A 12,391-nucleotide genomic window follows, 5' to 3' on the forward strand; every position below is an offset into this window, starting at 1 on the left:
TGAAATTTTATGAAAGACAGGGTTGTCTGTTTGATTCCGGCATACAACGAAGAAGAGAGAATAGGTGCTGTTATAGATGTTGTAAAAAGCTGCAGGTTTGTTGACAGGGTTTATGTTATAGACGATGGGTCATCGGACAGAACAGCAGAAGTTGCTCATGAAAAAGGTGTAAATGTTTTAAGACTTTCTCAAAATATGGGGAAGGCTTATGCAGTTTTTTTTGGTGTTGAAAATACACAAAGTAGCATAGTTTTGCTGCTTGATGCTGACCTTGTAAACCTTAAGGTTAAAGATGTTGAAAATCTTCTTTTACCTGTTTTGGAGGACAGAGCTGACATGACAGTAGGCGTATTTTCAGAAGGCAGATTTTCCACAGATCTGGCTCAAAAAATATCTCCGTTTTTGTCCGGGCAAAGGGCGATAAAAAGATGGGTGTTTGATAGAATACTGGAGTCAAGAAAGGATATTAAAGAATCGGGCTATGCCATTGAGATTATTCTGACAGAATATGCAAAAAAGTTAAAACTTAGAGTTGAAACTGTACAGCTGCCGCAGGTTTCCCATGTAATGAAGGAAGAAAAACTTGGGCTTTTGAAAGGTGCTCAACATAGAATGAAGATGTACAGGGAGATTCTTAAAGGTTATGTCAATCTCAGGAAAAGTAGGGATGAGATATGAGTGAGGTTGCTTTTTTATCACTGAAACCTGTGAAGCTTGAGTTTGACAGATCAAATAAGCTTCTGAAGATATATATGGATAGTCTTGAGGGGCTTAATGAAATCAATCTTATTGAGATTGAAAACAGGATCAAAAGTTCTGTAGATGCTTCTCTGGATATAGAAATTAAACTTTTAAATAATAGGAATTCAAATATGCAGGAAATTTTACAAAATTACAGATGGTTTTTGATGCACAAAATTTTAAAAAAATGTAATGGGCTTAAACCATTTTTGAAAGAGTGTGAGGTTTTCTTTGAAGAAGGAAATCTTGTGTTTATGGTTCCAAACGGAATTAGAGATATAATGCTGGAGAGAAAATTGGATGTGCTAATTGAGGAGATTTTAAATGAGGAATTTGGGATAAAGTGCAATGTCGAGTTTAGAATAAAAGAATTTTATATTCACTTTGAGTTAAATGGTGAAATTGAAAACTATTTAAAAAAGTCCAAAGAGAAGGAAAAAGAAAAGGAATTGAAAGGCACGCAGAAAGAAAATTCCACACAGGATTCAGATATAATATTTGGCAGGAAAATAAACGAAAAAGAGAAAATAACACCTATTTCTTTAGTAAAAGTAGATACCAGCTGCATTATTGAAGGTGAAGTATTTAATATTGAAATAAAAGAGACCAGAAATCAAAATATACTTATCTACAAATTGTATGTAACTGATTACACCACATCAACCTATGTTAAAATTGTTGCCAGAAAAGACAACATTCCCAGTTCCATTTCGGTAGGGGATTATATCAAAGTTGAAGGAAAGGTTGAATTTGACGAATTTGAAAAAGCTATAGTTGTAAATGCAAAGAATATAAACAGGTCTGTAAAGCTTGAAAGGCTTGATACAGCAGAGCAAAAAAGAGTTGAACTTCATGCTCATACAAAGATGTCTGCAATGGATGCTGTGAGCTCGGCCGAGGAACTTATAAAAACTGCTGCAAAGTGGGGACACAGAGCAATTGCAATTACTGACCATGGTGTTGTGCAGGCATTTCCGGAAGCACAGGAAGCAAGCAAAAGTGCCGGAATTAAAGTTATCTATGGGATGGAATGCTATTTGATTGACGATGGTGTACCTGTCGTTTATAATCCGAAAGAAGACCAGGACTTAAATGGTAAATATGTTGTTGTTGATATTGAGACAACAGGTTTTGACAATCAAAGAGATAGAATAATTGAGATAGGAGCTGTCAAAGTAGAAAATGGTGAGATTGTAGACAAATTCTCGACATTTGTCGACCCGCAGGGCAAGATTCCAGTCAGAATATCTGAGTTAACGGGAATTTACCAGGATATGGTTGATGCTGCGCCAAAACTTGAGGATGCTATTTTAGAGTTTGAAAAGTTTTGCAGTGGCAGTATCCTGGTTGCACATAATGCGCAGTTTGATATTGGGTTTTTGAAGAGAGCTTATCAGGAATGTGGTCTTATCTTTGATTATACATATGTTGATACATTGGAACTTTCAAGAAGAGTACTTACTGAATTGTCTTCACACAAATTAAACAAAGTGGCAGATTTTCTAAATATAGAGCTCAGGTCCCATCACAGGGCAGATTCTGATGCCGAAACTACTGCAAAAATATTTATAAATCTTATTGAGAAATTGAAAAGCAGAGGATACAAGTTTTTAAAAGAACTCAATGCTATTGAGACAAACACAAAGGCAGATTTAAAGTCGCACAGTTACCATGCTACAATACTTGTTAAAAATAAGCAAGGTCTTAAAAACCTGTATAAGCTTGTTTCATATTCTCATCTTGAATATTTTTATAAACGACCAAGAATACCAAAAAGTTTGCTGATTCAGTTAAAAGATGGTCTTATTTTGGGAAGTGCCTGTGAATCAGGAGAGGTTTTCAGGGCTATTGTGGAGGGGAAAAGTGACGAAGAGATAGAAAAGATAGCTTCGCTTTATGATTTTCTGGAGATAATGCCGGTTGAGAATAACTCTTTTCTGATTAGAGAAGGATATTTGAAAGACGAAGAACAAATAAGAGAAATCAACAGGAAGATATATCAGCTTGGAAAGAAACTGAACAAATTGGTTGTTGCAACATCTGATGCGCATTACTGCCATCCACATCAGAGAATTTTGCGCCAGATTCTAAAGCACAACCAGGGATATGATGATGTAGATAGTGATCCTTATTTATACCTGAAAACAACTGATGAGATGTTGAAAGAGTTTGAATATCTTGGCAAGGAAGCAGCGTATGAGGTTGTTGTTGAAAATACCAACAGGATTGCTGATATGATAGAAGATGTGAAACCAATACCTGATGAGACATTCCCGCCCAAGATTGAAGGTGCCGAAGAAGAGATTTACAACATGACAATGAAACGTGCACACGAGATTTACGGGGACCCACTTCCGGATATTGTAAAGCAAAGACTTGAAAAAGAACTGAATTCTATCATAAAAAATGGATTTGCTGTTATGTATTTAATTGCACAAAAACTTGTGGCAAAGTCACTTTCGGATGGGTATTTAGTTGGTTCTCGAGGTTCTGTTGGTTCATCGCTTGTTGCTACAATGTGTGGTATTACAGAGGTAAATCCACTGCCACCGCATTATGTGTGTCCAAACTGCAAATATTCTGAGTTTGTGACAGATGGAACTGTTGGATGTGGATATGACCTTGAGGATAAAAACTGTCCAAGGTGCGGAGAAAAGCTTAAAAAAGATGGACATGATATACCATTTGAGACTTTCCTGGGGTTTGACGGTGATAAAGAGCCTGATATAGATCTGAACTTTTCAGGAGAGTATCAGCCGGTTGCACACAAATTCACAGAAGAGCTTTTTGGACAGGGATATGTTTTCAGAGCAGGGACAATTTCAACAGTTGCTGAAAAGACTGCACACGGATTTGTCACAAAATATGCAGAGGAAAAAGGCTTGAGCTTGCACCCGGCAGAAATTTTAAGACTCTCACAGGGCTGTACAAGCGTCAAACGTACAACAGGTCAGCACCCGGGTGGGCTTATGATTGTTCCCAAAGACAAAGAGATTTTCGATTTTACACCCATTCAGCACCCTGCAGATAGCGAAGACAAAAGTGTAATTACAACCCACTTTGACTATCATGCAATTTCAGGAAGACTGCTGAAACTTGATATACTCGGGCATGATGACCCAACTGTGATAAGAATGCTTCAGGACTTAACAGGAGTTGATCCGCGAACAATTCCGCTTGATGACAGAGCGACTTTGTCAATCTTTACAAGCACAGAAGCTCTTGGAATTTCGCCCGAAGATATTGACTGTGAGGTTGGAACTTTTGGAATACCAGAGTTTGGAACAAGATTTGTAAGGCAAATGCTAATAGAGACAAAGCCAAAATCGTTTGCAGAACTTGTAAGAATTTCTGGGCTTTCGCACGGGACAAATGTGTGGACAAACAATGCACAGGACCTTGTTAGAAATGGCATTGCAACCCTAAAAGAGGTAATTTCCACCCGCGATGACATAATGCTTTACCTTATTCAAAAAGGTGTGCAGCCAAAGGATAGTTTCAGGATAATGGAGGATGTTCGAAAAGGTAAAGGTTTAAAGCCAGAAGATGAAGAGCTTTTAAGGGCTCATGGTGTGCCCGAGTGGTATATAGAAAGTTGTAAAAAAATCACATATATGTTTCCAAAAGCTCACGCAGCGGCATATGTTATGATGGCGTTCAGGATTGCATATTTTAAGGTGCATTACAAAGAAGCCTTTTATGCCACCTACTTTACAGTCAGAGCAGATGACTTTGACTATGCAACAATACTAAAGGGAAGAGAATTTATAAGACAGAAGATCAGGGATATGGAGAATAGAATAAATACACTGTCTCCGAAGGACAAAAACCTTCTTACCGTGCTTGAGATAGCAAATGAGATGCTGGCAAGGGGGCTTAAGTTTTATCCGGTTGATTTAAATGAATCGGATGCAGAGAGGTTTATAATAAAAGATGGTGGGCTTTTGATTCCATTCAATGCTCTGCCGAATGTTGGAGTTGCTGCTGCACGCAATATTGTTGAGGCAAGAAAAGAAGGAAGGTTTTTATCGGTTGATGACCTTCAAAGAAGAGCAAAGCTGAACAAACAGGTAATTGAAATACTTGCACAGTACAGGGTTTTGAAAGACTTGCCACAGACAAGCCAGCTGAGCTTTTTTTAAATTACAAACGGAAGGGATATAGAGATGAGAGCAGTTATTATCTCAAGTGGCAATGTAGAAGACAGGGGTTTTTATGAAGAATATATTGAAAATGCAGATTTTTTAGTTTGTTGTGATGGGGGCGCGAATATTGCATACAAGTACAATTTTTTGCCAGACTTAATAGTGGGAGACTTTGACTCTGTTGATGGAAGTGTTCTGGAATATTTTAGAAACAAAAATGTGAAGATTCTGGAATATCCGTGTGAAAAAGACAAAACCGATACACAGATTGCTGTTGAAATTTTAGCAGAAAAAGGATTTGATGAAATTGTCATGCTTTCCTGCACAGGGAAAAGGATAGACCATGTGTTAGCAAATATAACACTTTTATACTACCTTCTTGAGCGCAATATAAGTAGTTTTATTGTTGATAGAAATAACATGATTACAATGACAAAAGATAAAATAAAGATCGAAGGGAAAAAAGGATGTATTTTATCTTTGCTACCATATACCAAAACTGTAAGAGGCATTTCAACAAAAGGATTGTATTATGTACTAAAAGATGGTAGCATGGAGTTTGGCAATCCTTATGGTATATCAAATGTTATTATAGAAGATGAAGCAATTGTTGAAGTAAAAGAGGGAGTATTATTGGTAATATTATCAAATGATTAAACTTAGAGAAAAATAATCATACTAAAAAGTAAAGCTGCTATTAAAAAAAGGTCAAATATTATGATTGGATTTATAATGACCCTGATTGTTGCAGCAATTGCAGGTTATATTGGTGATGCGCTGACCAAATACAAGATGCCTGGCGGCTTTATTGGAGCCATGATTGCAGGGCTTGTTGGTTCCTGGATTGGTGCATATATTCCATTTTTCAGAAGGTTAGGACCTGTTATTGCCGGGATTCCTATTATTCCAACTATACTTGGTGCAGCAATATTTATATTCATACTGGGACTTTTCAGGAAAGGTGCTGAAGAGGTAACCAAATCATAACAATAGTAATAATTGGCTGATAAGGTACAACTCCTTATCAGCCTTTGTTTTTGGTAAGATAGTTTAGACATGTTACCTAAAAGGTTTTTAAAAAGTTTGTTTAAAAAATCAATAGTTTTTGGTCGCAAATAATTGTATAGTCTATATTAGAAGAAAATTTTTGCGAATTTTATATACAATACTATGTAGGAGGTAAAAGAGAAGTGGCAAGTGTAAGATTAAAAGGTGTTTACAAAAGATATCCTGGTGGTGTTACTGCTGTTTCAGATTTTAACCTTGATATTGAAGACAAGGAATTTATAGTTCTGGTTGGTCCGTCTGGTTGTGGTAAAACAACAACTCTTAGAATGATTGCAGGGCTTGAAGAAATTACAGAGGGCGAAATCTATATAGGGGACAGGCTGGTAAATGATGTTCCTCCAAAGGACAGAGATATTGCAATGGTTTTCCAGAACTATGCTTTGTATCCACATATGACTGTATTTGAAAACATGGCATTTGGTCTTAAACTGAGAAAGTTTCCAAAAGATGAGATAAAAAGACGAGTTCATGAAGCTGCAAAAATTCTGGGTATTGAACACCTGCTTGACAGAAAGCCAAAGGCTCTGTCCGGTGGTCAGAGGCAGAGAGTTGCACTTGGACGTGCGATTGTCAGAGAGCCAAAGGTGTTTTTGATGGATGAGCCGCTTTCAAACCTGGACGCAAAACTCAGAGTCCAGATGAGAGCTGAGCTTTCAAAACTTCACAAGAGACTGGGAACAACATTTATTTATGTTACACATGACCAGACAGAAGCTATGACAATGGGTACAAGAATTGTTGTTATGAAAGATGGATTTATCCAGCAGGTAGACACACCGCAGGTATTGTATGAGCAACCTGCAAACTTATTTGTTGCTGGTTTTATTGGTTCACCGCAGATGAACTTCATTGAGTCAAGGATTGAGCAAAAGGACAAGAGCCTTTATGTTGTATTTGGAAACAATGCAATAAAACTTCCGGAAGGAAAGGCTAAAAAGGTTGAAGAGCTTGGCTACGTTGGTAAAGAGGTAATACTGGGTATCAGACCGGAAGATTTACATGATGAGGAGATATTCCTGCAAACAGCTCAGGATGCTGTTGTTGATGCAGATGTTGATGTTGTTGAGATGCTTGGTTCAGAAACACTCCTGTATGTGGTTGTTGAGGGGCTTAACCTCGTTGCAAGAGTTGATCCAAGGTCAAAGGCAAAAAGCGGCGACAGGATCAAACTTGCGTTTGATGTTAATAGAATTCACCTCTTTGATAAAGAGACAGAAAAGGCTATTGTTCACTAAGCAAAAGAAGAAAAAGCCCTTGCCAGGAATTCAATGTGGCAGGGGCTTTTTGTTTTCAAAAACCTTTTACAATTGCAAAGAAAAAAAGTATAATAGATTTATAAAATACTATTATGGAAAAGGGTGAGGTATAGCGTTATGATGACACAGAAGGTTATTGATGTATTGGAGCAGGCAAAGGATATTATAGATGATGAATTCGGATATATAGAAGCTGATGGAAGAGTTGTTTACAGTTCAAATCCACTTTCTCAGAACAGAATCAACACAGTTGCAATTGACATGATAAAGATGGACACCGATCTTGAAATCTTTGAGGGACGCACATATAAAGTTTACAGAGGGCAAACAGACACATATGTGCTGTATATAAACAATACAGAACCACATGCTGAAAAACTTCTGGACATGCTAAACCTTGTTGTGATGAAGGCAAAAGAACCGGCTTCTGCCTATGATAAAAAGCTATTTATAAAGAATCTCCTGTACGACAATATCTTGCCTGGCGAGATTTACACAAAAGCAAGAGAACTTCATATCGCCACAGGTGCTACAAGAGTTGTTTTTGCTATTTATATTCCAAATGCAAAAGAAATCAAGGATATCAACATTGCAGAGATTTTAACAAGTATCTTTCCAAAAAGTACAAAGGATTTCATTATACAACTGGATAATAACATAATTGTTTTCATAAAAGAGTTAAAACCGGGGTCTGGTGACGAAGATGCGTACAAGGTGGCAAGGATTATACTTGATACCCTAAACTCTGAACTTCTTTTGAAAGCATATATTGGGATTGGTTCTGTTGTTGATGATATTAAAGAGCTTTCAATGTCATACAAAGAGGCTGAAGCAGCGCTTAAGATTGGTTATATCTTTGAAAAGGACAAGTATATAGTAAGTTATCATAAGCTTGGGCTTGGAAGGCTTATATATCAAATGCCAACCAAGTTATGTGAGATGTTTTTAGAAGAAGTGTTCAAGGATGTGAAGCTTTCTGACTTTGATCCAGAGCTTATTCAAACTGTTGAAATGTTCTTTGAATGCAATTTGAATGTCTCTGAAACAGCAAGGCAGCTTTACATCCATAGAAATACATTGGTCTACAGGCTTGATAAAATTGAGAGAATGATAGGTCTGGATTTGAGAAAATTTGAAGATGCTATTATCTTCAAGATGGCTATGCTTGTAAATCAGTATCTTGAATATACAAAAGGGAATATCACATTTTAAAAAATATTGCAGGTGAATATAAATGGTAAAATTTATAAATGTGAGCAAAAAGTACCCCAATGGTGTACTTGCGCTCAGTGATGTGACCTTAACAATTGATAAAGGTGAATTTGTCTTTTTAGTAGGTTCAAGTGGAGCGGGTAAATCTACATTAATAAAACTGCTTTTAAAAGAGATTGATCCGACTGAAGGAGAAATAATTGTCGGGGAGTACAATTTAAATAAGCTTCCCAAAAAAGAAATACCTTACTACAGAAGAAAGATTGGCATTGTATTTCAGGATTTTAGACTTCTGCCAAACAAAACAGTATACGAAAATGTTGAATTTGCAATGCAAATAACAGGAGCACCTTCAAAGCTTATCAGAAGGCAGGTCCCTTTTGTACTGTCTCTTGTTGGGCTTGCGCACAAGGCAAAGTGTTACCCGCATGAGCTGTCCGGTGGTGAGCAGCAGCGGGTTGCCTTGGCGCGAGCAATTGTCAACAAGCCCACTTTACTGATTGCTGATGAGCCAACCGGGAATCTCGACCCTGATACCTCATGGGAGATAATGAAACTTTTGGAGGATATAAATAAAAGAGGAACAACAGTGCTGGTTGCAACACATGCAAAAGAAATTGTGGATAGCATGAGAAAAAGAGTTGTTGCAATTGACAGAGGTAAAATTGTTAAAGACCAACCCAAAGGAGTCTACAGCTATGAGGCTTCAGACGCTCAAGTACTTTTGCAAAGATGGATTTAAGAATATATTTTTGAACAAAACTATGGCTGCTGCTTCTATTTCAATTGTGGTGGCAGCCTTAACTGTAGTTGGTATATTCATTGCAGTGGGGATCAATTTGAACTACATTGCTCAGCAAATAGAGAAAACTGTTGATATAAGAGTAATTCTTCAAAAAGGACAGGAAGATAAAGTTCCTGTAATTGAAGAGTTTTTAAGAAAGAATGCTTATATTCGAAATTTTGATTATATAAGTCCTGAGATGGCACTTGAAGATTTCAAAAAAAAGCTTGGGAAAAATTCCTTTCTTTTAGAAGGTCTTGAAAAGGATAATCCGTTGCGGGGCTATTTTATTGTAAGGCCTGTAAAGTTAGAATATACAAAGGATCTTGCAAAGCAGCTGGAAGCTTTAGAAGGAGTTGCACAGGTTTATTTCCCCTCTCAGACAGTTGATAGGTTAAAGGGGATAATAAGAGTACTCAATGTACTTTGTATAGCGTTAATTTTAGGACTGTACATAATAGCAATATTTATAATAGCAAATACCATAAAGATTACCCTTTTTGCAAGAAGAAGAGAAATTTCAATAATGCGATATATTGGTGCGACAAATAGGTTTATAAGTGGTCCTTTTGTAGTGGAAGGTTTTATAATTGGAATACTGGGAGCAACTTTTGCATATGCTATAGTGCTTCTGATATATCACTACTCGATAAAATATCTTTCAGAGACAATTACATTTGTAGACTTTGTCAATATTTCGATGTATAAATACAAGATATTGGGGCTGTTTATTTTAACTGGGAGTACGGTTGGTATTCTGGGCAGTATAATTTCTTTGAGAAGATATTTAAAAGTTTAGGTCAACCTCTTTTTCTTTTTTAAGAGGGGGTTTTCTATTTTGTTTAAAAAGAGCAGTTTCTTAGTGCTGTTTTTGGTTTTTGTTTTAATTTTTGAAGTTGCTGTATCCGACACATTAAGGGATTATCAGAACAAGCTAAAGTCGGTTGAAAAGGACAAAAAGGTAACTCAGAAAAAGATTGTGGAAATAAAAAACAGGCAACAACAGCTGCTTGACCAAATAGATGAAATTGATAAAAAGATTGACAGAACAAAAAATCAGATTGAGTTTTTAAAGAACAATATTCTCATTGTGGAGAACAAAATTAAAAATACTGTAAAGCAGCTTCAAATTCAGCAAGCCAAAAAGGAGGCATATTATCAGAAGTTTAAAGATAGAATCAGGGCAATATATGAGATGAACAACGTCTCGGTTTCGTACGTAGAGATCTTGCTTGATTCAAAAAATCTTTCAGATTTTTTTACAAGAATGTATCTTTTTAACGATATAATTGAGTATGATAAGCAAATACTAAATGAGTATACTAAGACTATTGAGGAAATAAAAAAGAAAAAGACAGAGCTGGTTTTGCTAAAACAGGATTTAAATGAAAAAAAGAAAGAGCTTGAAGTAAATCAGTATTCACTTATTGCTGAGCAACAGGAAAAGAAGAAACTGTTGACTTACCTTGAAAAAGAACAGAACAGGTTGGAGAAGATACTTGATGAACTGGAAGAGATTTCTAATGAACTTTCTAAAAAGATAAAGGAAATCCTGGCAAAACAGAAAACAAAACGAATATATTCAGGTGGTAAACTTTTGTGGCCAGTTGATGGCTACTATGATATAACCTCCTATTTTGGAATGAGATTTCATCCTATTTTGAAGAAAAACAAGATGCACACAGGGATAGACATTGGTGCACCTTATAATGCAAGGGTTTTAGCAGCAGCTGATGGTGATGTGATTTTAGCCGGTTGGATTTCTGGATATGGAAAAACCATTATTTTGGACAATGGAAGTGGTATAAGTACGCTTTATGCGCATCTTTCCTCAATAAATGTTTCTGTTGGGCAAAAGGTGAAGAGAGGCGAATGCATAGGCAATGTAGGTTCAACGGGGTATTCAACAGGTCCACACCTTCATTTTGAAGTGAGAATAAACGGAGATGTTGTTGACCCATTGAATTATCTGAAATAAGGAGCGAAGGTAAGCATGAAAAAAAGACTCAATACCATAGCAATAATTGTGATAACTGCGCTGGCAACATATATTTTTACAACGTATCTTTATTTTGGAAGTCCATTTTATGCTAACAACCCGGTAACAAATCCTAAACTTTCTAAAGTGATTGGACTTTTGAAAAAGTACTATTATGAGCCAAAGGATATTACAGATCAGAAGTTGATAGATGGCGCAATTGATGGAATTGCTGCAAGTGTAAATGATCCTTACACCGAATACTTTACAAAAAAGGAATTTGAGGAATTTATGATACAAAGCAAGGGAACATACTTTGGAATAGGTGTTACCATAGAGCCAGGCGAACATTATATTGAAGTTGTAAATTCGTTTGAAGGTTCACCTGCATATAAGGCAGGTATTAAACCGGGTGACAAGATTATAAGAGTAAATGGGATTAGCTTAACTTCGAAAGATATAGAAAAAGCAGTGAGTCTTATGAGAGGACCGAAAGGTACGCCTGTTACTGTTACAATTCTTCGAGAGGGGAATTCAAAACCAGTAGATTTAAAGATACTCAGAGACGAAATAAAAATAAAGACAGTGAGCACCAGAATTTTTAACAATATCATCGGGTATATAAAAATAACAAACTTTGATGAAAATACCCCGCAGGATTTTATGGATGCATATGATAAGCTCAAAAGTAGCGGATGCAGAGCTTTGATTATTGATCTCAGATTTAACCCGGGTGGGCTTTTGGAGTCTGTGGTTGATGTTGCAAGCAACTTTCTCAAAAAAGGGCAGCTCATAGTCTATCTTAAAGATAGATACAATAACAAGCAGTATTTTAAATCATATAAAAATGGCGATACTGTAACACCTCTTGTTGTATTGACAAATAAATATTCAGCTTCGGCGTCAGAAATTTTAGCAGGATGTTTAAAGGACCAAAAAAGAGCCAGAATTGTAGGTGAGAAGACTTTTGGGAAAGGTGTAGTTCAGCAGATATTTGAACTTGGTGACGGGTCAGCAATAAAGATAACTGTTAGCCAGTACCTTCTCCCAAGTGGCAGTTATATTCACAAAAAGGGCATAAAGCCTGATATTCAGGTTTTACAGCCCAAAGAATATCAGGATAAAATAAATGTGCCACTGGATAAGGATTTGCAACTTAAAAAAGCAATTGAAATTTTGAAAAGCAGTATTTAAAGAAAGGTTTGAG

10 protein-coding genes are annotated in these 12,391 nt (G+C 36.5%); all 10 read left to right on the forward strand.

The annotated features are described in order from the left end of the window. The first annotated feature begins 9 nt into the window (after nt 1-9). The 10 genes from OTK00_RS04045 to OTK00_RS04090 all read left to right on the forward strand — a co-directional run bounded on the left by OTK00_RS04045 (nt 10) and on the right by OTK00_RS04090 (nt 12,378). Complete coding sequence (locus OTK00_RS04045; RefSeq protein ID WP_045169162.1) at nt 10-678, forward strand: glycosyltransferase family 2 protein; 669 nt, start codon at nt 10-12, stop codon at nt 676-678. Then, a complete protein-coding gene (locus tag OTK00_RS04050) occupies nt 675-4,883 on the forward strand; it encodes a PolC-type DNA polymerase III (protein WP_045169163.1) in 4,209 nt (1,402 codons plus the stop codon). The genes OTK00_RS04045 and OTK00_RS04050 overlap by 4 nt, the downstream gene beginning before the upstream one ends. Before the next feature lie 24 nt (nt 4,884-4,907). Continuing rightward, nucleotides 4,908-5,543 carry a thiamine diphosphokinase gene (locus OTK00_RS04055; protein ID WP_045169164.1) on the forward strand — a complete coding sequence of 212 codons (636 nt, stop codon included), beginning with the start codon at nt 4,908-4,910 and terminating at the stop codon, nt 5,541-5,543. Nucleotides 5,544-5,603: 60 nt separating this feature from the next. After that, a complete protein-coding gene (locus OTK00_RS04060; protein ID WP_045169165.1) occupies nt 5,604-5,873 on the forward strand; it encodes a GlsB/YeaQ/YmgE family stress response membrane protein in 270 nt (89 codons plus the stop codon). A 203-nt stretch (nt 5,874-6,076) separates the two neighbouring features. Beyond that, entirely contained in the window at nt 6,077-7,189 is a 1,113-nt protein-coding gene (locus OTK00_RS04065; protein WP_045169166.1) for an ABC transporter ATP-binding protein, read from the forward strand. A 138-nt stretch (nt 7,190-7,327) separates the two neighbouring features. Beyond that, a complete protein-coding gene (locus OTK00_RS04070; RefSeq protein ID WP_045169167.1) occupies nt 7,328-8,422 on the forward strand; it encodes a PucR family transcriptional regulator in 1,095 nt (364 codons plus the stop codon). A 22-nt stretch (nt 8,423-8,444) separates the two neighbouring features. Further along, nucleotides 8,445-9,164: a cell division ATP-binding protein FtsE gene (gene ftsE / locus OTK00_RS04075; protein WP_045169168.1), complete on the forward strand. Its 720-nt coding sequence runs from the start codon at nt 8,445-8,447 to the stop codon at nt 9,162-9,164. After that, complete coding sequence (gene ftsX, locus OTK00_RS04080; RefSeq protein WP_045169169.1) at nt 9,121-10,005, forward strand: permease-like cell division protein FtsX; 885 nt, start codon at nt 9,121-9,123, stop codon at nt 10,003-10,005. The genes ftsE and ftsX overlap by 44 nt, the downstream gene beginning before the upstream one ends. A 39-nt stretch (nt 10,006-10,044) precedes the next feature. Further along, entirely contained in the window at nt 10,045-11,184 is a 1,140-nt protein-coding gene (locus OTK00_RS04085) for a murein hydrolase activator EnvC family protein (protein WP_052670869.1), read from the forward strand. Nucleotides 11,185-11,199: 15 nt separating this feature from the next. Further along, nucleotides 11,200-12,378, forward strand: a complete 1,179-nt coding sequence (locus tag OTK00_RS04090; RefSeq protein ID WP_045169170.1) for a S41 family peptidase — start codon at nt 11,200-11,202, stop codon at nt 12,376-12,378. Nucleotides 12,379-12,391: the final 13 nt, after the last annotated feature.

It is taken from the genome of Caldicellulosiruptor morganii, from assembly GCF_026810225.1.
GTDB lineage: Bacteria > Bacillota > Thermoanaerobacteria > Caldicellulosiruptorales > Caldicellulosiruptoraceae > Caldicellulosiruptor > Caldicellulosiruptor morganii.